This is a genomic window from Marseilla massiliensis, from assembly GCF_016899955.1.
Taxonomy (GTDB): Bacteria; Bacteroidota; Bacteroidia; order Bacteroidales; family Bacteroidaceae; genus Prevotella; species Prevotella intestinigallinarum.
The window spans coordinates 246,660-267,527 of the sequence record NZ_JACJJL010000002.1 but is presented as its reverse complement, the minus strand read 5'-3'; the positions used below and the strand labels follow the sequence as shown (position 1 = coordinate 267,527).

The following is a 20,868-nucleotide window of genomic DNA, read 5'->3' as shown; positions in this document are numbered from 1 at the left end:
AAATCATGAGAAAAGGTCTCACACTGCTGCTGCTCACGGCGGCGATCGCACTGGTATGCTGGGCTGTGTTCAGGCCGCGCACAGACTTACAAAAAGTAAGGCAACACTATGCCAACGACTCGCTGAAGCTGGCAGCAGCCAACTTCTTGCTTGATAACATGGACGACAAGTTCGCTTATGCTGGCAAAGAGATAGAGCGGTTTGACACCATCTTCGGTTTGTTCAACCGCTGCATAGTGAAAGAAGGAGACCTACAGCCAGACCCGCAGCCGGTAGTTGAACTATGGGACAGCCTAACCGCTGCCGGCGGCAACTTCAACATCAGGCGGCTCGACAAACTTTACGACGAGCGCCACTTGACAGCAGCATTCATCGAAGACAACATAGATGCCGCTTTCGACGCATGGCAGAGTATACCGGACTCTGTAATTACCAAAGACTTTAGGATGTTCTGCGAATACGTTCTGCCTTACCGCATCGGCAGGGAAATTCCAGAACAATCACGCCGAAGGCTGTTCAGCCAATACCGAGGCATGCGTGACACGATGATGACCGACATATCAAAGGCATGGAAAGTGATGGACAACTTGCTACGTAGGAAACTCGGTTACAAGAACAGCCAGCTCCTCTGGCGCTATCCCGTGTCCATGTCCGTCAGCCAATTTGAAAAAGCGCGTAGAGGCGCCTGCCTTCACGTATGCGAATATTACGTACATGTTCTCCGGGCGATGGGTATACCGGCGACCATAGACTTTGTGGACAGTTGGGGCAACCGGGGAGGCGGGCACTGCTGGGTGGTTGCGATGAAAGACAGCACCCGGCAGTTCGCAATTGACGCGCTGTCGGGCCGCTCATTCCGCTTTACATACAAACCCGCAAAGATATGGCGGCGCACGTTCAGTAAGCAAAACGTAGAGGAAACTGCCTACGGACATGTCCCGCCAGGCCTCCTCGATCCATACCGTATCGACGTAACAGACAAGTACAAGGACACTCACAACTTCACAATAAGCTGCGACGCGTCTTTGGCTGGCAAACTCAGCAATAAACCATACGCTGTGCTATGTGTGTTCGACCGCGACAGGCTCGTAGCAGTAGATTACGGGAAGGTCGCCGGCGTCGGGAGGTTCTGCTTCCATGGTGTGGCTGGCGGAAACGTTTACATAGCCGCAAGCTATGACGACGGCAAGCTATCGCCAATCTCTGCCCCTTTCCTGCTCGATAATGACGGGACAATAACCATGATTACTGCCTCCGGCACAGAAAGGCAGACCATGAAACTGAAAAGGAAATACCCAAGGTTCAAGCGTATGGAGACGTTTGCGAGAAGCATGCAGAGGTCAAGGGTGGAAGCGGCAGACAACGCTGCATTCAAAGGGGCTGTAACCCTCATGACTGTCAAAGCCATTCCACACGATGTGAACGACTCAACGATTAGCTGCACCAAGAAATACAGGTACATTAGGTGGAAGATGCTCGATGACCACTCTGGTAACATCGCCGAGGTGATGTTTTTCGGCAAACACACATCAGGCGGAAATGAATTGCCCCTGAAAGGCGCGGTAATAGGAAGTCCCGCATCCAGTGGCGGACAAACAGCACCGTTCCGCAACGCCATGGACGGAGATTATGCCACATACTTCAGCAAGCGTGTCGGTGAGGTTTCATTCGTAGGTCTGGACCTTGGGGCGGGCAACGAAGCATACCTGACAAGAGTAAAGTTCTACCCACGCAGCGACACAAATTTCATACTGCCCGGCGACAACTATGAATTGCTGATATGGGCAAACGGTAAATGGACAAGTGTGGGGCGGCAAGTGGCAAAAGGACATGAACTGACGTTCATGAATGTGCCCAAAGGGGCGCTCTACCTGCTGCGTGACCTCACGAAAGGTAACGAGGAACGGATTTTCACATATGAGAAAGGCAAGCAGGTTTGGAGATGAGGCATGGCGACACTTTATTTTGGGGGCCTTTTCCCGGCACCGACGAAGCATTTAAGCGGAAATTTTATGGAGAACAACCGACGCATTAGCAAAATAATGTGAATCTTTGCAGTGCCTGCCGCCGCTTAGTGACGCGATGGTCCGGGCGGGGAGCTGCTTCACCATTCCGTCGGTGATAAAATCATTACAAGCCGGTTGTGGCCCTGTCGTGGCGGGCATGCCGGCATGCCAAACGTGCCGCCCCACAGTGTGGAACGGCACGTCTGGCTTTGTAGTCCGGCCCGTTATGCCGGGCGTTTCCCGGCGTTTGGCAACATGCAGTGGCCAGGGGTGTTTCCGTGGCATGGCTTGTCCGGAAAAAGTATTACACCGATGGGCTGCGGGCCGTGGCCGTGGCTTGTGTCCTGTTGCCGTACAGTTGCGCGCGCGGTGTATGCCGTCGGTCACTTGTTTTTCACCTTTACCATCACTATTGGCTGTTCGTCCACATCGTCGAGCGGTGCCGTCTGGTATTTCACCTTGCCAAAGTCTATGGCCTTGAGGTCTATGCAGCGTATGGCGCTGTTGCGCATGGTGCGGTAGTATATGCGGCCGTTCATGATGTCGGTGGCCGACGTCCACTGCGTGGCACTGGGCAGGTCGGCGTGCTGTTCGCCCCTGGCCGTCTCAATGCCTATGGGTATGTCGAAGTTGTTCAGTATCTGGAAGCACTGGCGCACGGCCTCCGTAGCCGTGGCTGCGCGCGGTGTCGACGCCTGGTAGAAGGCTGCGCGGACAAAGCGCGATGGCGGTGTGACGTCGCCCGGCAGCCCGAGGAAGCCGCTGCCGGCGCCAAACGACATGAGCGACAGTTCGCCGAGCCGGTTTTGCGGAGCCGTGCCGGGCAGCAGGTTGACGTAGTTGTTGAGGTTGGTCAGTTGCCACTCGTAGCCCGGCGAGTTGGTCAGCACGCCGAGCTTCGACTCGAAGAAGTGGGCCTTGCCGTCGGTTATCTCCAATATGGCCTGGCGTCCCGATGCGTCGGTAAACCGCCAGTGGGCCGTGGACGCGCGCGGGTCGACGGCCACCACGTGGACGCTGCCCACGGCTTGCTTCACGTCGTCCACCGTCTTGCAGCTGCCCAGCACCCATGCCACGAGCTGCAGGTCGGCTATCGACGTGGTGCGGACGGCCTCGTCGAAAGCCTCGTACTTGCCGTATTGCGGAAAGTAGAACAGTCCGGCCGACAGTCCGGCCTCGTTGAGGCCCTCGGCCACAAACTCCTCCTGCTCTACGGCCAGGCCCACATAGCCGTACTTGGCCGTAAACGCCATGGCGCTCTTCTGCCCGCCGGGGGCGTACGACGTTTGGGCGTAGCCCCTGGGCACCACCACATACCGGCTCTTGAGGTCGCTGCCGCCCCATTCGATGGTGCGTGCCGGTATGCATGCCCCGTCGGCAGCTTTCAGGGTGATGCCTGTGCAGGCCTTGGCCTTGGTTGGTATTATGGCCAGTAGCATGGCTGCTGCCATGGTTGCGATTTTTGCTTTTCTCATGATTGTTGTTGTTTTTGTTGTTGATTATACTTGTTTACCGTAGACATTGCCTTGCGGTAATATTGTTGTTGGACGGCCCTTGCGGCTTGCCTGCCCGTAGTGCAGGCTAAAGTTACTTCAAACTTTTGACATGGCAATGCCCGTTGCAGTTAATTTTGTGTTGTTGGTTGTCTTTTGGCTCTTCCACGTATGTTGCAGAACAATTTGGGCCGCCTTGCATGTTGTTGCATGGCGGCCCGGATTGTGTATGCAGGTGTCTGTCGGTCAGCCGTTTGCCGACTATATGGCTGTGTTGCCTATGTTTCGTTTCTCCAGCACTGCTTTGCGCATGTTTTTCAGCAGGTCGCTGGCGAATATGAAGTCGGTAAGGTTTTCGTTGGGCGACTCCATTATCTCGCTGCTGTGGCCTTGCCATTCTTTGCGGCCCTCGTGTATGAAGATGATGTTCTCGCCGATGCCCATCACCGAGTTCATGTCGTGGGTGTTGATGATGGTGGTGATGTTGAATTCCTGTGTGATGCCGTGCAGCAGGTCGTCGATCACGAGCGACGTCTTGGGGTCGAGGCCCGAGTTGGGTTCGTCGCAAAACAGGTACTTGGGGTTCAGGGCGATGGCCCTGGCTATGGCCACGCGCTTCTGCATGCCTCCCGAAATCTCGCCGGGGTATTTGTTTTCGGCGTCCACCAGGTTGACGCGGTCGAGGCATGTGCGTGCCCTTCGCACGCGGTCGCGCGCCGTCTTGTCTGAAAACATGTCGAGGGGGAACATCACGTTCTGCAGCACCGTCATCGAGTCGAACAGCGCGGCGCTCTGAAACAGCATGCCCATCTCCCTGCGCAGCATTATCTTCTCCTTCTTTGTCATCGACCCGAAGTCGCGGCCGTCGTACAGAATCTCACCGCTCGTAGGCGTAAGCAAGCCCACGAGGTTGCGTATGAGCACAGTCTTGCCGGAGCCGCTCCGGCCTATTATCAGGTTTGTCTTGCCGTTCTCGAACACTGTGCTGATGTCTTTCAGCACCTCTTTGTCGCCAAACGACTTGCATAGGTGTCTTATTTCGATCATATTCTTTAGTAATCAGGAGGCAGGAGACTGGAGTACAGACAAATGTGAAATGAGGAGGAAGGAGGAAGGAGAAGGGAGTACGGACAAATGTTCTGCAAGGAGGCAGGAGTGCAGAATCATGTTCTGCATAGTACATTTGCCGGAAGCCATGAGATGCTGATCTGTCTTTTATGATGAGGCAGTGGCATTGATTCTTCATCGGAAGGCATCTCCCCGTAGGCATTGCTCCGTCTTGTCGACTTTTCCTTATGTCATTTACTGTATTCGTGTCTTGTTCCTGATGTTTTTTAATCTTTTAAAAAGTTATTATTTATTATGCCGTTGCAATATCCGTAGAGCAGTTTTGCGGTTTGCTCACTGGCATTGCAGAGTTGTTCATATTCGTTTATTTCGATGTATCCGAGGTCTCTCGACAATATTATGTAGTCGCGGCATTCTTCAAGGCTGCCTTGGGCGATGTTCATGAAGCGCAGCTTGTCGGCCTTGCCCAGTTTCTTGTAGCCCTCGGCAATGTTTGCCTCGATGGAGATGGCCGCCCGTCGGAACTGCGACGTGAGGCCAAAGCGCTCTTCGTCGGGAAAATGTTTGGTGGCCTCATAAACGTTAAGCACAAACTTATGGGCTTTCTGCCATGCAACGATGTTCTCAAAATTGAATGTCACCATGTTTGTGTTATGCTTGTTTCGTTTGACTACCGGAATGCTTTGTGGCGTAGACAGTGCCGATGCCTGTTTCTGATGATAAAATCCTGCGAATGTGGTTTGGCTTGGCGCACACAAAAACATTTGTCTGAACTCCTGCAACTCCTGAACTCCTGCAACTCCTAAAGATACCCTCAGCTCAACAACTGCGTCAGGAACACGTCGGAGCAGAGAATCAGCACGCTGCTGCTGACCACGGCGTCGGTGCTGGCCTTGCCCACGTTGACCGAGCCGCCCTCGACAGTATAGCCGAAGTACGACGGCACGCTCGATATGATGAAGGCAAAGAAGAGGCTCTTGATGATGCTCATCCATACGAACCATGGGTTGAAGGCGTGCTGCAGGCCGGCGGTCAGGTCTTCGGGCGAGAGCACGTGGCCTATGTATGCCGTGCCGTATGCGCCGAGTATTCCCGTGGCCGAAGAGAAGATGACCAGGAAGGGCATGATGGTGATCAGGCCGAGCACTTTGGGCAGGATGAGGTAGCAGGCCGAGTTGACGCCCATGATGTCGAGGGCGTCAATCTGCTGGGTGACGCGCATCGTGCCTATTTCGGAGGCTATGTTCGAGCCAACCTTGCCCGCAAGTATGAGGCACATGATTGACGACGAGAACTCCAGCAGCATTATCTCGCGCGTCACGTAGCCCGTGGTCCACCGCGGCATCCACGGGCTTTGAATGTTGAGCTTCATCTGTATGCATATCACCGCCCCGATGAAAAACGATATCAGCAGCACGATGCCAATGGAGTTGACACCGAGCTGGGCCATTTCCTTCAGGTATTCCTTGAAGAACATGCGCATGCGCTCGGGCCGCTGGAACGTGCGCCCCATCAGCTCGAGGTAGCGGCCGAGGCTGTTCAGCCATTTGTATATTACCATCCTTTGAGTCATTTGTCACTGCAAAGGTAGCTATTATCCAATAGAAACCGAAATGTTGCAGTGGGTTTTTTGCTTCGCGTTCGTTAAAAATGGTGTATGTGGCAGGTGCTGCCGTGTCGGGCCGTGTGCCGTGTCGGGCCATGGCTTTGCATTTGTTTATGTGATTTTAAGGGGCATTCGCTTCGCATACTCGAATTTTTGCTGTACCTTTGCACAGGTTATAAGCATTATGGACGAAAACATCAGCATCTCGGCAGGGCCTGCCGTAGACGAGAGAAAGCAGGGAGGAATGACGCTTCGCACCGAAGGGCTGGTAAAGCGCTACGGCAAGCGCACCGTGGTCAACGACGTTTCCATCGACGTCAAGCAGGGGGAGATTGTGGGTTTGCTCGGGCCCAACGGGGCCGGCAAGACCACGTCGTTCTACATGACCACAGGCCTTATCGTGCCCAACTCAGGCCACATCTACCTCGACGACCTCGACATATCCAAGTTTCCGGTGTACAAGCGTGCGCGGGCGGGCATAGGCTATCTTGCCCAGGAGAACAGTGTGTTCCGCAAGATGAGCGTAGAAGACAACATACTCTCCGTGCTCGAGATGACGGGCAAGCCACGTGAGTACCAGATGGAGAAGCTCGAGAGCCTGATAAAGGAGTTCCGGCTGCAGAAGGTGCGCAAGAACAAGGGCGACCAGCTGTCGGGAGGCGAGCGCCGCCGCACGGAGATTGCGCGCTGCCTGGCCATCGACCCTAAGTTCATAATGCTCGACGAGCCTTTCGCCGGTGTCGACCCCATTGCCGTTGAAGACATACAGCAGATTGTCTGGAAGCTGAAATACCGCAACATCGGCATCCTTATCACCGACCACAACGTGCAGGAGACGCTGTCGATAACCGACCGTGCATACCTGCTTTTCGAGGGGCGCATCCTCTTCCAGGGCAGTCCCGAAGAGCTTGCGTCGAACAAGATTGTCAGGGAAAAGTATCTCAGCAACAGCTTTGTGCTGCGCAAGAAAGACTTCCAGTTGATGGAAGAAGAGCGCAAGGCGCGAGAAAACGAAGTCTAAGTTTAAGTGTTAAGTATTAGTGATTAGTGATACTTAACACTTAAACTTAACACTCATGTCACATCGAGTATCCCCAGTCCTTTAGGGCGTATCCCCAGTTTTCTTCCACGAGCCTTACCGTGCGGTCGTCATACTTGTATGCGTTTTTCTTGTAGCCCTTCTTCTTGTCGGTGTAGGCCCTTATGGCCTCTTCGGCCTCTTTGAATCCGGGCAGCCCCAGGTCGGCATATATCTGGCGCGTCATGCCGAAGGCGTCGGTCTCATAGTCCTCAAACTTCACCTCGACAAGGTTGCCCTTGGGTATGAGCGCCTTGTCGGCCTGGTAGCGCTTGTACAGCTTTGTGTATATGTCGAGGATGTTGCGTTCCATCTCCTCGGGGCTGATGTCTTCGAGCTTCAGCGGCTTTATGGTGTTGTTGAAGAAGCTGCGCGTGCTCTCAAACACCGTGTAGGGGTTGCGCACAAGGTAAATGAACTTGGCGTCGGGAAACATCTTCACCAGTTCGCGCACGCGCCCGGTGTGCGGCGGGTTCTTCGACAGGAACTGCGTGCCGTGGGTGTTCCACAGGCTGATCTTTATCAGCTTGGTGAACACCTCCTCAAACACCCGCAGCTCCTCGGGCGTTATTCGCTCGAACGTGAGGTAGCGATCGCAGTATTCGTGCATGTATTTCGGGAAGAACCAGAAGTTGTAATACGTGTACGGCATCATGTTGGCCAGTGCAAACTCCTCCTCCTGCGGAAGGTCCACCGACAGCTCCATGTTGTCGGTGGGTCGCTTGTCGGGCATCAGCCACGCCATGTTTTTCTTGAAGAACGCCTGCCCGAACATCATTAGATGCGGGAAGACGGTCTGGTATGTGGTGTTGTAGCCGAAGTGTCTGTCGCACGAGAACACGTTGTGCATGAACGTTGTGCCGCTCCGCCAGTGGCCCAGTATGAACACGGGCGGGTGCTCCAGCGGCTTGTCGGCCAGCCGGCGGCGGTAGCGTGCGTCCTGTATTGGCGTGAGCAGGCTCAGCAGCCTGCACACGGCCTTGGTGAGCATGTACTTCTGTCTGTATCCCCTGTCGATGTCGCGCCCGTCGCACACGGCCCTGAACGTGGCCCAGTCGGCTCCCACGAGCGTGTTGATGGGCAGTTTGTTGAATTCGAGTAATCCCATGGTGCTATGCTTCGTTGATTATGTCTTCCACTGCCTGCTGCATCTTGTCGGGCGCTATGGCCGTGGCTCCGGGCTGCGCCTTCCCGTCGGCCGCTATGGCCAGGCATACGTCGCCGGGCTTCACTGCCACGGCTGCCGGCCTTGTGCAGCACGCCACGGCCACGCCGCCGTCGGCCAGCTTGCGGGCCATGGCCTCGGCGTCGGCACCGAGGCACTCGCCCGGCGTCAATGCCACGGCATACCGGCCTATGTCGAACAGGCGCCGCTCGAGCGTCAGCGCCAGCAGGCTTTGCTGCGCGTCGGTGCCGCCCTCAATCCAGTATACCCGTCCTTGCTGCCCTATGCGCTCGGTGCGCTCGTCGTCGGCCACTATCGACCGGCCGCCCTCCATGCGCAGCCTGTCGTCGTCGGAGATGGGCGTAAACAGGTCGGCGGTGTCGGCCTTGGCTGTTATCATGCCCACGGCCGAGGTGTTGTTGGTCACGGGGTCGATGATGATGAACGACCCGCAGCTCTTGTTCTTCATGTAAGGGTCGAAGAACAGCTCCTTGTTTGTGGTGATTACCACCTTGCCAATCTCGTTGAGCTTGAGCGCGTCGGCGTTCGACTGCTCCATCGTGTTCACGTCTACTCGGTAGCGTATGCCGTCGATGCGTGCCCTTGTGGTGTTGGTTGTCTGCTTGAGGTAGAACTGCTTGCTGCGGTCCATGGGCTCCTCGTCCATCCATACGAGCATGGCCTCGAAGCACCGCGCCGTGACGGGCTGGTTGTCGGGGTGCACGAGCATCTCGCCCCGCGACACGTCGATCTCGTCGTCGAGCGTCAGCGTGACACACTGCGGCGGGAATGCGCAGTCGAGGTCGCCGTCCTGGGTCACGATGGCCTTCACCCGGCTCTTCTTGCCCGACGGCAGGGCCATCACCTCGTCGCCCTTGCGCACCACGCCCGAGGCCACCTTGCCGCAGAACCCGCGGAAGTCGAGGTTGGGGCGCAGCACATACTGCACGGGGAAACGGAAGTCGGCCATGTTCTGGTCGTTGCCCACGCTGACGGTCTCGAGGAATCCGAGCAGCGTCGGCCCGTCGTACCACGGCGTGCGCTCCGACTTCTCCACCACGTTGTCGCCGTCGAGTGCCGATAGCGGTATGCACTGTATGTCGGGTATGCCGAGGGGCTTGACGAAGTCCATGTATTCGGCCACGATGCCGTCGAACGTCTGCTTGGCAAAGCCCACCAGGTCCATCTTGTTGACGGCCAGCACCACATGCTTTATGCCCAGCAGCGACACGAGGAACGTGTGGCGCCGCGTCTGCGTGATTACCCCGTTGCGCGCGTCTACCAGTATGACGGCCAGCGATGCCGTTGAGCCGCCTGTTATCATGTTGCGCGTATACTGCTCGTGCCCCGGGGTGTCGGCGATGATAAACTTGCGCTTGTTGGTCGAGAAGTAGCGGTAGGCCACGTCGATGGTGATGCCCTGCTCGCGCTCGGCCTTGAGCCCGTCGAGCAGCAGGGCGTAGTCAATGTGGTCGCCGGCGTTGCCCATGCGCTTGCTGTCGCGCTCGAGGGCGTCGAGCTGGTCTTCGTATATCTTCTTGCTGTCGAAAAGCAGCCGCCCTATCAGTGTCGACTTGCCGTCGTCCACCGAGCCGGCTGTGAGGAAGCGCAGCAAGTCCTTGCGCTCGTCGTTGTCGAGGAATTCCTCTATCGACATCCTCTTGCCGTTCTGGTTGTCTATGTCGTTCATAATCTTGTATGCTTTTTTGTTTGGGGGGATGATATTGCTGGTGAAGGGGGGGGGAGGCTGTTGTGGCTGTCTTCGCCCCGAGATTGCCTGCCGCAAGCCCTGGCCTATTGCCGCCCGGAGGAGTTCAGGAGTTTCAGGAGTTCAGGAATTTCAGGAGTACAGGAATTTCAGGAGTACAGGAGTACAGGAGTTGCAGGAGTTGCAGGAGTTCAGGAGTACAGACATTTGCATTTGACTATCACCTCGCAGCCCATCTTCAATCCTTCATCCTTAATCCTTCATCCTTAATTCTTCACCCTTCATCCTTCATCCTTAATTCATCACCCTTAATTCTCATTCCCTCAGAAATATCCCTCTCGTTTCTTTTGCTCCATGCTCGAGTCCTGGTCGAAGTCAATCACCCTGGTGGTGCGTTCCGACTTGGTGGTGGTCATCATCTCCTCCACAATCTTCTCTATCGTGTCGGCTTCCGACTCCACTGCACCCGTCAGCGGCCAGCATCCAAGGGTGCGGAACCTTATCTTCTTCGTCTCTATCTTGTCGCGGTACTTCTCGGGCAGCCTGTCGTCGTCGGGCATGATGAGGTTGCCGTCAATCTCCACGCAGGGCCGTTCCTTGGCGAAATAGAGCGGCACTATTGGTATCTTCTCTATCCTGATGTACTGCCAGATGTCGAGCTCCGTCCAGTTTGACAGCGGGAACACGCGTATGTTCTCGCCCTTGCGCACCCTCGTGTTGTATATGTCCCACAGCTCCGGCCTCTGGTTCTTGGGGTCCCACTGGTGGAACTTGTTGCGGAACGAGAAGATGCGCTCCTTGGCCCTCGACTTCTCCTCGTCGCGCCGTGCGCCCCCGAAGGCCGCGTCAAACCTGTATTTATCGAGCGCGTTGAGCAGCGCCTGCGTCTTCATCAGGTCTGTGTGCACCTTGCTGCCGTGGGTGAACGGGCCCACGCCCTCGCGGAAAGCCTTCATGTTTGACTCCACGATGAGCTTCCAGCCGTGGGTTCGGGCATACTCGTCGCGGAACTCAATCATCTCCTTGAACTTCCATTTCGAGTCGATGTGCATCAGCGGGAAGGGCGGCTTGCCCGGATAGAAGGCCTTCTCGGCCAGGTGGGCCATTACCGACGAGTCCTTGCCTATGCTGTACAGCATGACAGGGTTTTCAAACTCGGCAGCCACCTCGCGTATGATGTATATCGATTCGGCCTCGAGCTGCTTCAGATGGCTCAAATTGTAATCTTCTGCCATATATGTTCAGTTTTGTTTGTTTATCCTTGGTAAAATGCTGTTTAGTATCTCATTCACGCTGTCGGCGAGCGGCATGGCCGACGTGTCTACCGTCATGGCCGGCGCCGCGGGCGCCTCGAAGGGTGCCGATATGCCGGTGAACTCGCTAATCTCGCCGCGGCGCGCCTTGGCGTACAGGCCCTTCACGTCGCGCTGCTCGCACACGCTGAGCGGCGTGTTGACGTATATTTCAAAGAAGTCGGCCTCGCCCACAATGCCGGCGGCCATGCGTCGCAGCTCCTCGCTGGGGCTTATGAATGCCGCTATGGTCACTATGCCTGTGTCTACGAACAGGCGCGCCACCTCGGCTATGCGCCTGATGTTCTCGCGCCTGTCGGCGGGCGAGAAGCCAAGGTTGTTGTTGATGCCCGAGCGGATGTTGTCGCCGTCGAGTATGCGGCACAGTATGCCGCGCCGTTGCAGTTCGCGCTCCAGGGCTATGGCCAGCGTACTCTTGCCCGAGCCGCTAAGCCCCGTCATCCATATCATGATGCCGCGTTGGCCCAGCAGGGCCTCCTTGTCGGCCCGGGTGAGCATCTTGTCGAATATGGGGTATATATGTTCCATGTAGCTATGGTTTTGTCAGGCTGCCGGCACAAACGGCCATATCATCGGGATGAGGCTTACAGACACCACCATCACTATGAGGTCCATGGGCAGGCCTATCTTTATGAAGTCGGTGAAACGGTAGTTGCCCGCTCCCTGCACTATCAGGTTGGTCTGGTAGCCTATGGGGGTGGCGAAGCCGGCCGAGGCCGCTATGCAGATGGCTATGAAGAAAGGCATGGGGTCGACGCCAAACTTGGCGGCCGTCTCCAGTGCCAGCGGGAACGCCAGGGCGGCCGCGGCGTTGTTGGTTATCAGCTCCGTGATCACGAGCGTGACGAAGTAGAGCATGGCCAGGGCGCCCCAGGCGCCCATCTGTCCGGCCACGCTCTTTATCGAGTTGGCTATCAGCGCGGCCAGGCCCGACTCTTCCATGGCCGCGCTTATGGCAAAGGCGCAGGCTATGGTTATCAGTATGTCCCAGCTGATGTACTTGGTGTATTTCTTCGGTGGGAACAGCTTGAGCCACGCCATCACCACGGCTGTCACCGAGGCAAAGAAGAACATGTCCATCTTCACCCCCGGGAAGCGCTCCTTGACGGCAGGCAGCTCGCCTATGGTGGCGCCGGCTATCATTATGATGAGCAGCGCAAGGGCCGTCCACTTCTTCCACACGGGCATGGGCCGCGTGGGTATCTCGCGCCCGTTGGTCATCATCAGGAACACCGAAGAGTCGCCCCAGGTGCGCGTAAACGCGTCGTCGGCCAGCAGCACGAGCGTGTCGCCCTGCTGCAGGCGCACCTCGCCCAGGTTGTCGGTTATCACCTGGCCGCCCTGCCTTATCTCTTTCACCTCGGCACCGTAGCGCCGCTTGAAGTCGAAGTTCTTAAGCTTGCGCTTCAGCCCGGGGAAGCGCGAGGCCAGCACCACCTCTACCACGTGCATGCCGGCGGCCTCCTGCGTGTCGGCCTCTTCGTCCTCAAACGTGTCGGGGCGCTCTTCGGGCAGCAGCCTCCCCGAGGTGAGCACGATGAAGGCCAGGCCCACCAGCGTGATGGGTATGCCTATGTATGCCAGGTCGAACATCTTGAGCCCCTCCATGCCGCGGTCTATCATCATGCCGTGTATCACAAGGTTGGTCGAGGTGCCTATGAGCGTGCACAGCCCGCCGAGTATAGTGGCATACGACAGCGGTATGAGGAACTTGGTGCAGGGCAGGCCAACGCGCTTGGCCCAGTTTTTCAGTATCGGGGCGAATATCACCACCACCGGCGTGTTGTTGAGGAAGGCCGAGAAACCGCTCACTATCGGAAGTATGCGCAGCTGCGCCCGCGTCACCGTGGCCCCCTGTCCGGGCAGCAGTTTCTTTACCACCGTGGTCAGGGCGCCGCTCTGCCTGATGCCCTCGCTCACGAGGAAGAGCAGCCCCACGGTTATCATGCCCCTGTTGCTGAAGCCGGCCACCATCTGCTTGGGCGTTATTATGCCCGTGGCCATGAACACCACCACCACGCTGAGCAGCACTATGCCCGGGCGCATCTTGTCGCGGATGAGGGCCATCAGCATGGCCGCCAGGCACAGGATTACGAAGATTATCTCAAAGTTCATGGGCGTAGGGTGTTGTTGCGTGGCCGTCTTTGCGGCGCACTATGAACCAAGGGTTGTGCAGGTCGGGCTTGTTGTAGGCCAGCGGTGTGCCGTCGTCGGCCCTCACCACCTCGCATCCGGCGGCTGTGGCTATGGCGTGGCCGGCGGCCGTGTCCCATTCCATGGTGGGCGCAAAGCGCGGGTAGACGTCGGCAAGGCCCTCGGCCACCATGCACATCTTCAGCGAGCTGCCCCTCGACATCATGGCCATGGCCGGGTGGAATGTGCGCAAGGCGTCGATGAAGGCGCGCGTCTCGTCGCTCAGGTGGGAGCGCGATGCCACCACGGTGAACGGCCGTTGCTGCCCTGCCACGGGCAGCGGTGCCGACGCCGCGGCCAGTTCGCCGATGTCGGCAAAGCGCCTGTCGGAGCCCACTTTCGATGCCTTGCCGGCCCCGCGCCCGCGCAGTCCCCAATACAGTTCGCGCGTGGCGGGCACGTAGATGACCCCGGCCACGGGCGTGCCCCCTTCGGCCAGTGCTATGTTCACGGTGAAGTCGCCGTTTTTCTTGATGAATTCCTTGGTGCCGTCGAGCGGGTCGACAATCCACATGCGCTCCCAGTGGCGCCGCTCGCCGTAGGGCGCGTGGGCGCTTTCCTCGCTCAGTATGCTTATGCCTGTGGGCAGCAAGGCGGCCGCTATGGCGGCGTCGGCCCTTCGGTCGGCCTTGGTCAGCGGCGAGTTGTCGGCCTTCAGCTCTATGCCGAAGTCCTGGGCCGGGTCGTCGTATACGTTCATTATCTCGCCGCCGGCGCCGATGGCGGCGTTGACGGCTGTCGTAAGCAGTGTTTCAATCGTATCCATAATCATGGTCATTCGGGGGATTCCCCACGGGTATCCCTATGGTTAGGCTTGCAAAGGTAACATCTATTTCTCGCCTTACGCCATTTGCGGGCCGTCTTTTATTTGTAATTAACATATTATAAAGCGATGGCGGAATATTTTAACCCCGGCAGCCTGCCGGGCCGCCGCCGCCACGGTGGCCTGTCGGGGGTGGGCGCAAGCAGGACGTTTTTGTGTGTGGCCTTGAGTGCGGCATGGCCGTGTAAGCCCCTTCGGCTGCGCTTTTCAGCCACAGTGCTGCCACTCGGTAAGGTATGGTCGGTGAAGCAGGCCGTTTGGTGAAAGAGAAATGCAGGTGTGAAGGAAATCCGGCCATGGTGGGCATCGGCCGTATTTGCCCTGCGAATGGCCTGTGTCGCAATGCCAAACGGTATGTTTCGCATGGCTGTTCGCCCCGTTTCCCGCGGGCGCCCCTCGGGCGCGTGGCCGCCGTTGGCGCGTGGCTGCCCGGCGCCGTGAAAAAATGTTTGCCACAGCAGTTGCCCGTCCGGATTAATTTTGCTACCTTTGCATGGTAGCGCCGTGCCCGGCCGCCGCAGTTGAAGGCGGGTGCCGGTTGGCGGCTTGGGGCTCCGCGCCCCGGGTTAGGGCCGTGGGGGCAGGCCGGCGCAGGCTCAACATACATATTCAGACTATGGCAATCTTCACAAGGCATTTGGCGGCAAGGGCCGTGGCCGTGGTGTTTGCGGCATGGCAGGCCCTTGCGAGCAGCGGCGCGGCGTGGGAGGCGCGCGTGGTCGACGCCGCCACCGGCAAGCCGTTGCCGTCGGCCAGCGTCAAGACGTCGGCCGGCCGCAAGACCATAACCAACTCCGAGGGGTGGTTTGAGGTGGAGTGCGCCCCGTCCGAGAGCGTCACCGTGTCGTTCGTTGGCTACAGGCCGGTGACGGTGGCTGCCTCGCATGCCGCCTCGCGGGTGGCCTTGCAGCCCATGGCCGTGAGCCTGGAGGAGGTGGTGGTGATGCCCGTCGACAAGGTGGTGAAGGGCGTCATCGCCGAGGCCCGGCGCCAGATGAAGAAGCAGAGGCGGCGCAAGACCACGTTTTTCTACCGCCAGATATCGTTTGCCGACGGCGAGTGCATCGAGGTGCTCGAGGCTTTCTTCAAGGCCAAGCCGGTGGTGACCGTCAGCGACATGGCGCTGATGTACGGGCGCTACGCGGCGGTCGGGGCCGACAGCACGGAGGCCCCGTCGTTTTTCGGCAATTTCTTCACATACTCGCAGATGGAGCTCGTGGGCGGCGAGCGGCCCCTGGACACGCAAGACGTGATGCCGCTCGTAGACAATTACGCCACCTATTACGATGTGGGCCTGCGCGTGATAACCGACGGCAGGCGCCGGCTCATGGTGCTGCGGTTCAGGCCCAAGGCCGGGGTGGGGCGCCCCATACTCGATTGCGAGCTCTACGTAGACATGCGCAGCATGCACATACTGCGCTGCGTGGGCAAAGGTGTCAACATGCGCGTGCTCAACATGTTCAACAAGGTGAATGTGGTGTCAGAGGTAGACGACATGTCTTTCGACATCAACATGGCCGACGAGGGCGGCTATTCCGAGGTGGAGTCGATGGCAGTGAGCGTTTCTTTCGCCTGCGGGGGCACGCGCAGCCACATCCGCTCGCTCATGTTCAACGTGGGCAAGGGCAAGAGGCTGAGGCAGGGGCGCTATATGCTGTTCTTCGACAACCTGCAGCGCAAGATAGACCGACAGGGGTATGACGCCGGCTTTTGGCGCGACAACGAGGTGGTGAAGCGCACGCCGCTGGAAGAAAAGGCCGTGCGGATGTTTGAGCGCCGCAATCTTTTCGGGCAGTTCTGACGCCACGCCACATGTGCTGTGGGCGGCAGGTATAGATGCTTTTCTTTGAGCAGCTGCGGCGTGCTCCCCAGAATCTGGCTGTGCCGTGCTTGCATTCAATATAAGTAGCTGTTCAAAATTAACCGATACAATATACTTTGCAGGTGTCCTCTATATCTTTGCCACCATCTTGTGTGCTCTTTCGGGCCGCATATCAAAGTCTCATCGGTAGCGTAGCCCGCTACGCTCTCTCTTCGGACTTAGGCATGTGTCTCCGAAATAGCGCACAATTTGCTGGCAATTAATTTTGAACACCTACTTAATAAATTACGTTAAAACAAAACAAATAATCAGCTAAAATGAGTCGGTTAGTATAGAAAAGTGTTATATTAGCAGCTAAATCATGTAAAATGTCAAAAGTCTGCTTATGAAACACATAGTGCATTTGTTGCTATTGTTTTTTGTTTCCATTCCATTGCTTCCCCCTTAAGCAGAGGAACAAGATTATGGGAAATGCTACATATATACTTTAGGCGGCACCAAGGTTGGCAGAGTAGAGTCGTGTCACGGCACTTTGTCGGCTGGCATGTATGTGTTAAAGAACGGACATAATCATAGTGTTGGTAAAAAATGTGTCGTGCGATAGTCTTGTTTGCCACTCTCTGGGCATTGGCATATAATGTCATTGGCGCAGAAATTACTGATGACAGTATTGGAAACCTTCATTTGGTTGCTGTTATAGACGGTTGTTCTGTCCATGGCTCGGCAATTGCCGAGGACAATGACAGTTGCCTGTTCTTTCTTTCAGATGAAAAAGGAGAACCGGTTGATATTGGCAATTTGCATGTTTCATGGTTTGCGCAGTGCCACAGGGCTGGCCAGCCAGAGTTGAAGCATGAATACGGTCTTGGCAATGATGTTTCGTTTGCAGCGTTTAAGGTGAAACCGCGTATTTGGGGTGTGACGTTTGGCAAAGGGAGCTATTTGACGGCTTATGGTGTTCCGATGGCCGTTAGCGACACTGTTTCGATTGTCTGCCGGTTTTCGTCGGGTAGTGAAAGTGTGGACTATAGTGTCATGTTGAAATTGGATGTGTTGCCACCAACACCGACTTGAAGATAGTTTCGATGGTTTACGATGAGACTTGCGTTTGGGGAGACGACCCGTTTGACTGTTCATTGGTGACCATAGAGTATGGTGGGAGTGCATTTGATTTTGCGCTGTCGACCATTCGTGACAATGGGGCCACACCGCCAACATTTGTGAATTATGACATTTTTGATTCGCCAGACCAATTGCCTGATACTGTGAGCTATTATGTGTATTATGGTAGCAGCTTTCTCTTCGGTGTGTCAAATGGATATGGATGGAGCGGTACGGAATGGATAACGCCAGACTGGGAGGCGTCTGGCATATCAGAGGCCAAGGTTGAGGCTGGTGGTGTAGGCATGTCGATAGGCAACGGCTTTTGCAACATTTCGTCAGATTCACCATTGGGTAATGTCTCCGTCACAGGCTTAGGGGGGCAAGTCTTTCTTTTCGGGTGTTGTCCATGCGAACAGTGTCTGCATATCGCTTCCCAAAGGTTTCTACATATTGAGAATACTTCGAGAGAGAGAGGGAAAAGAATTTGTACGTAGGATATTGATTAAGTAATTATGAAACAGGTTGTTCCATTGGCATTGATGTGCTGCCTGTCAACTGCAATGTGCGCACAAGGAACAACAGCAGGTGTTTATTAAGTAGTTGTTCAAAATTAATTGCCATCAAATTGTGCGCTATTTCTGAGATGCATGCCAAAGTCCGAAGAGAGAGCGTAGCGGGCTACGCGACCGATGAGACTTTGGTATGCGGCCCGAAAGAGCACACAAGATGGTGGCAAAGATATAGAGGACACCTGCAAGGTCTATTGTATCGGTTAATTTTGAACAGCTACTTATGCCTTTCTGCCTACCCAAATGAGGGGCCATTGTCGCGTCAATGAACAGTCGGTATCCATCAACGTTCAGGCTTACATACTACAACGACAATGGTGAGGTAGTGGGAGAGCCGCTGACGATTGACTTGACCGATGAGGCCACATTGGCCTTCAGTTCATCGATACGCCTGTGGCTGGATGGGAAGCGTCTCCGTTTCAAGATAAACTCTTCGTCGCCTGACAGTATGCAAAGGCCTTTCTTGATACGGAACATGGCAAATGCTTTGTACGGTAAAAATGGTATGATAGGCGGCAGTGAAGGAAGCGTCGACGTGGCAGAATTGCCGTCGGGCGTCTATACATTTTCAACAACAATAGACGGCAAGCATTGCTCTGTCAAGTGGACGAAATGACAAGGGGCAACATGGCCGTGCGGCATTAGTTAAAAATCCGAAATTGTTAGGCTGTTACACCATTTATCTGTAATTTTGCAACTCATATTCAGAACATCAAAAAATTAATAAATAGCAGACAGATGAATATTTCATTCGAGAACCCCGACAAAATCAACGGCCAGCTCACGCTGACCATTGAGAAGGAGGATTATGAGAAAGATGTAGAGAAGCAGCTTAAGGATTACCGCAAGAAAGCCAACATGCCGGGCTTCCGTCCGGGCATGGTGCCCATGGGGCTCATCAAGCGCCAGTATGGCGAGGCCGTTAAGGTGGACGTCATCAACAAGCTCATAGGCGAGAAGCTCTATGGCTACGTCCGCGACAACAAGATACAGATGCTCGGCGAGCCGCTGCCCAACGAGGAGAAGCAGAAGCCCGTTGACTTCAAGGCCGACGGCCCGTTTGAGTTTGTGTTCGACATCGCCGTGGCCCCGGAGTTCAAGGCCGAGCTTGGCGAGGGAGACACTGTTGACTACTACGACATCGAGGTGGACGACGAGCTCGTGAACCGCCAGGTGGACATGTTCGCATCGCGCGCAGGCCACTACGACAAGGTGGAAGACTACGACCCCGCGAAGAACGACATGCTGAAGGGCGACCTGCGCGAGCTCGGCCCCGACGGCAACGCCAAGGAAGACGGCGTAGTGGTTGAGGGAGCCGTGCTCATGCCCGAATATATTAAGGTGGAAGAGCAGAAAAACCTGTTCGACGGCGCCAAGCTGGGCAGCGTCATCACGTTCAACCCGAAGAAGGCTTACCCGGAGAACGACGCCGAGATAACGTCGCTGCTCAAGATAGACAAGGAGAAGGCAGCCACGATGGAGTCTGACTTCACCTACCTCGTGACGGAAATATCGCGCTTCGTCAAGGCCGAGGTCAACCAGGAGCTGTTTGACAACGTGTTCGGCAAGGACGAGGTGAAGAGCGAGGAGGAGTTCCGCCAGAAGATAAGCGAGGGCATCAAGGCCCAGCTGGCCACCGACTCCGACTATAAGTTCCTGCTCGACGTGCGCAAGTACATGGAAGACAAGGTGGGCGAGCTCCAGTTCCCCGACGCCATGCTCAAGCGCGTGATGCTCAAGAACAACGAAGACCGCGGCCAGAAGTTCGTCGACGACAACTACGCCGCAAGCATCGTCGAGCTGAAGTGGCACCTGATAAAGGAGCAGCTGGTTGCCGACAACGGCATCAAGGTAGACGACAACGACGTGAAGAACGTTGCAAAGGAAACCGCGCGCATACAGTTTGCACAGTATGGCATGGCCAACGTGCCCGACGAATACATCGAGAAGTATGCCAGCGACATGCTCAAGGAGCGCAAGAACGTGGACAGCCTTGTAGACCGCGCCGTAGACGTGAAGCTCATCGAGGCACTCAAGGGCAAGGTGAAACTGAATAAGAAATCCATCTCGCTCGACGACTTCAACAAGATGATGCAGGAAAAATAAGGGGTTTTAAGAAAAAAAAGCCCCACAGAAAGAAGGTTATCGACTTTTTTTATTAACTTTGTTCCACGGAACAAGTAAATAAGGTCGGCAGCCTTCTTTTTTAGTGCCTTATTCCGATAACATTAAAAACAACATTTAAAGATAAATATGAACGACTTCAGAAAATATGCCACACGGCATTTGGGAATCAACGGGCAGGTGCTCGACGGCGTGATAAGCGCCCAGTCGCAGTATCTCAACCCCTACATTCTCGAGGAGCGCCAGCTTAACGTGACGCAGATGGACGTGTTCTCGCGCCTGATGATGGACCGCATCATCTTCCTCGGCACGCCCATCGACGACTATACGGCCAACACCCTGCAGGCCCAGCTGCTCTACCTCGACTCCGTTGACCCGGGCAAAGACATATCGATATACATCAACTCGCCCGGCGGCAGCGTCACCGCAGGGCTCGGCATCTACGACACCATGCAGTTCATCTCGAGCGACGTGGCCACAATATGCACCGGCATGGCCGCCTCGATGGCCGCCGTGCTGCTCGTGGCCGGCGCCGAAGGCAAGCGCTCGGCCCTCACCCACAGCCGCGTGATGATTCACCAGCCGCTGGGCGGAGTGCAGGGCCAGGCCTCAGACATCGAGATAGAGGCAAAGGAGATAATGAAGTTCAAGAAAGAGCTTTACACCATCATATCCGAGCATTCGCACACCCCGTACGACAAAGTGTGGAACGACTCCGACCGCAACTACTGGATGACGGCCGACGAGGCCCGCGAGTATGGGATGATAGACACGGTGCTGACAAAAAAGAAGTAAG

At 56.1% G+C, this 20,868-nt stretch carries 17 protein-coding genes; 7 read left to right on the top strand and 10 right to left on the bottom strand.

Going from position 1 to position 20,868, the window contains the following annotated elements; all coding sequences use genetic code 11:
• Positions 1-5: 5 nt before the first annotated feature.
• The gene (locus tag H6B30_RS02250) at positions 6-1,946 is read left to right on the top strand and encodes a transglutaminase-like domain-containing protein (RefSeq protein ID WP_205107457.1); all 1,941 of its coding nucleotides are present in this window, start codon (positions 6-8) and stop codon (positions 1,944-1,946) included.
• 443 nt (positions 1,947-2,389) lie between these two features.
• On the opposite strand, the gene H6B30_RS02245 is transcribed toward H6B30_RS02250, so the two are convergent.
• The 4 genes from H6B30_RS02245 to H6B30_RS02230 all read right to left on the bottom strand — a co-directional run bounded on the left by H6B30_RS02245 (position 2,390) and on the right by H6B30_RS02230 (position 6,128).
• Positions 2,390-3,481, bottom strand: a complete 1,092-nt coding sequence (locus H6B30_RS02245; RefSeq protein ID WP_205107455.1) for a linear amide C-N hydrolase — start codon at positions 3,479-3,481, stop codon at positions 2,390-2,392.
• Positions 3,482-3,760: 279 nt separating this feature from the next.
• Complete coding sequence (locus H6B30_RS02240; protein ID WP_205107453.1) at positions 3,761-4,546, bottom strand: ABC transporter ATP-binding protein; 786 nt, start codon at positions 4,544-4,546, stop codon at positions 3,761-3,763.
• Positions 4,547-4,833: 287 nt separating this feature from the next.
• Positions 4,834-5,211, bottom strand: coding sequence for a four helix bundle protein (locus H6B30_RS02235; protein WP_205107451.1), 378 nt, complete (start codon positions 5,209-5,211; stop codon positions 4,834-4,836).
• A 170-nt stretch (positions 5,212-5,381) separates the two neighbouring features.
• Positions 5,382-6,128 (bottom strand): MlaE family ABC transporter permease, encoded by a 747-nt coding sequence (locus H6B30_RS02230; protein ID WP_205107449.1) that lies wholly within the window; start codon positions 6,126-6,128, stop codon positions 5,382-5,384.
• Between the two features lie 229 nt (positions 6,129-6,357).
• Between H6B30_RS02230 and lptB the strand changes: the two genes are divergently transcribed.
• Positions 6,358-7,194: an LPS export ABC transporter ATP-binding protein gene (gene lptB / locus H6B30_RS02225; RefSeq protein ID WP_394802300.1), complete on the top strand. Its 837-nt coding sequence runs from the start codon at positions 6,358-6,360 to the stop codon at positions 7,192-7,194.
• A gap of 58 nt (positions 7,195-7,252) precedes the next feature.
• On the opposite strand, the gene H6B30_RS02220 is transcribed toward lptB, so the two are convergent.
• The 6 genes from H6B30_RS02220 to cysQ all read right to left on the bottom strand — a co-directional run bounded on the left by H6B30_RS02220 (position 7,253) and on the right by cysQ (position 14,396).
• Positions 7,253-8,359, bottom strand: a complete 1,107-nt coding sequence (locus H6B30_RS02220) for a cholesterol-responsive sulfotransferase (RefSeq protein ID WP_205107447.1) — start codon at positions 8,357-8,359, stop codon at positions 7,253-7,255.
• A 4-nt stretch (positions 8,360-8,363) separates the two neighbouring features.
• Positions 8,364-10,106: a sulfate adenylyltransferase subunit CysN gene (gene cysN / locus H6B30_RS02215; RefSeq protein WP_262896793.1), complete on the bottom strand. Its 1,743-nt coding sequence runs from the start codon at positions 10,104-10,106 to the stop codon at positions 8,364-8,366.
• Positions 10,107-10,447: 341 nt separating this feature from the next.
• Entirely contained in the window at positions 10,448-11,359 is a 912-nt protein-coding gene (cysD, locus tag H6B30_RS02210; protein ID WP_205107445.1) for a sulfate adenylyltransferase subunit CysD, read from the bottom strand.
• A gap of 6 nt (positions 11,360-11,365) precedes the next feature.
• The gene (gene cysC / locus H6B30_RS02205) at positions 11,366-11,965 is read right to left on the bottom strand and encodes an adenylyl-sulfate kinase (RefSeq protein WP_205107443.1); all 600 of its coding nucleotides are present in this window, start codon (positions 11,963-11,965) and stop codon (positions 11,366-11,368) included.
• A gap of 15 nt (positions 11,966-11,980) precedes the next feature.
• Positions 11,981-13,552 carry an SLC13 family permease gene (locus H6B30_RS02200; RefSeq protein WP_205107441.1) on the bottom strand — a complete coding sequence of 524 codons (1,572 nt, stop codon included), beginning with the start codon at positions 13,550-13,552 and terminating at the stop codon, positions 11,981-11,983.
• Positions 13,542-14,396: a 3'(2'),5'-bisphosphate nucleotidase CysQ gene (gene cysQ / locus H6B30_RS02195; protein ID WP_439116950.1), complete on the bottom strand. Its 855-nt coding sequence runs from the start codon at positions 14,394-14,396 to the stop codon at positions 13,542-13,544. Before cysQ ends, H6B30_RS02200 begins: the two co-directional genes overlap by 11 nt.
• Positions 14,397-15,069: 673 nt before the next feature.
• Here cysQ and H6B30_RS02190 point away from each other — a divergent pair.
• The 5 genes from H6B30_RS02190 (at position 15,070) to clpP (ending at position 20,867) form a co-directional block, all read left to right on the top strand.
• Entirely contained in the window at positions 15,070-16,254 is a 1,185-nt protein-coding gene (locus tag H6B30_RS02190; protein WP_205107436.1) for a carboxypeptidase-like regulatory domain-containing protein, read from the top strand.
• A 609-nt stretch (positions 16,255-16,863) separates the two neighbouring features.
• Positions 16,864-17,349 (top strand): hypothetical protein, encoded by a 486-nt coding sequence (locus H6B30_RS02185; RefSeq protein ID WP_205107434.1) that lies wholly within the window; start codon positions 16,864-16,866, stop codon positions 17,347-17,349.
• Positions 17,350-18,213: 864 nt separating this feature from the next.
• Positions 18,214-18,564, top strand: coding sequence for a hypothetical protein (locus H6B30_RS02180; RefSeq protein ID WP_205107432.1), 351 nt, complete (start codon positions 18,214-18,216; stop codon positions 18,562-18,564).
• Positions 18,565-18,686: 122 nt separating this feature from the next.
• Entirely contained in the window at positions 18,687-20,054 is a 1,368-nt protein-coding gene (gene tig / locus H6B30_RS02175) for a trigger factor (RefSeq protein WP_205107430.1), read from the top strand.
• Between the two features lie 147 nt (positions 20,055-20,201).
• Positions 20,202-20,867: an ATP-dependent Clp endopeptidase proteolytic subunit ClpP gene (clpP, locus tag H6B30_RS02170; protein WP_205107428.1), complete on the top strand. Its 666-nt coding sequence runs from the start codon at positions 20,202-20,204 to the stop codon at positions 20,865-20,867.
• The last annotated feature ends 1 nt before the right edge of the window (position 20,868 follow it).

Excerpts from the sequence above, each read along its gene's own strand:
- H6B30_RS02240 (WP_205107453.1), bottom strand. The coding sequence starts at position 4,546 with ATGATCGAAATAAGACACCTATGCAAGTCGTTTGGCGACAAAGAGGTG.
- H6B30_RS02180 (WP_205107432.1), top strand. The coding sequence starts at position 18,214 with ATGAACAGTCGGTATCCATCAACGTTCAGGCTTACATACTACAACGAC.
- H6B30_RS02250 (WP_205107457.1), top strand. The coding sequence starts at position 6 with ATGAGAAAAGGTCTCACACTGCTGCTGCTCACGGCGGCGATCGCACTG.
- cysD (WP_205107445.1), bottom strand. The coding sequence starts at position 11,359 with ATGGCAGAAGATTACAATTTGAGCCATCTGAAGCAGCTCGAGGCCGAA.
- lptB (WP_394802300.1), top strand. The coding sequence starts at position 6,358 with ATGGACGAAAACATCAGCATCTCGGCAGGGCCTGCCGTAGACGAGAGA.
- H6B30_RS02185 (WP_205107434.1), top strand. The coding sequence starts at position 16,864 with ATGTGTCGTGCGATAGTCTTGTTTGCCACTCTCTGGGCATTGGCATAT.
- H6B30_RS02235 (WP_205107451.1), bottom strand. The coding sequence starts at position 5,211 with ATGGTGACATTCAATTTTGAGAACATCGTTGCATGGCAGAAAGCCCAT.
- H6B30_RS02190 (WP_205107436.1), top strand. The coding sequence starts at position 15,070 with ATGGCAATCTTCACAAGGCATTTGGCGGCAAGGGCCGTGGCCGTGGTG.
- cysN (WP_262896793.1), bottom strand. The coding sequence starts at position 10,106 with ATGAACGACATAGACAACCAGAACGGCAAGAGGATGTCGATAGAGGAA.
- H6B30_RS02230 (WP_205107449.1), bottom strand. The coding sequence starts at position 6,128 with ATGGTAATATACAAATGGCTGAACAGCCTCGGCCGCTACCTCGAGCTG.
- clpP (WP_205107428.1), top strand. The coding sequence starts at position 20,202 with ATGAACGACTTCAGAAAATATGCCACACGGCATTTGGGAATCAACGGG.
- cysQ (WP_439116950.1), bottom strand. The coding sequence starts at position 14,396 with ATGGATACGATTGAAACACTGCTTACGACAGCCGTCAACGCCGCCATC.
- H6B30_RS02220 (WP_205107447.1), bottom strand. The coding sequence starts at position 8,359 with ATGGGATTACTCGAATTCAACAAACTGCCCATCAACACGCTCGTGGGA.
- H6B30_RS02200 (WP_205107441.1), bottom strand. The coding sequence starts at position 13,552 with ATGAACTTTGAGATAATCTTCGTAATCCTGTGCCTGGCGGCCATGCTG.
- H6B30_RS02245 (WP_205107455.1), bottom strand. The coding sequence starts at position 3,481 with ATGAGAAAAGCAAAAATCGCAACCATGGCAGCAGCCATGCTACTGGCC.
- tig (WP_205107430.1), top strand. The coding sequence starts at position 18,687 with ATGAATATTTCATTCGAGAACCCCGACAAAATCAACGGCCAGCTCACG.
- cysC (WP_205107443.1), bottom strand. The coding sequence starts at position 11,965 with ATGGAACATATATACCCCATATTCGACAAGATGCTCACCCGGGCCGAC.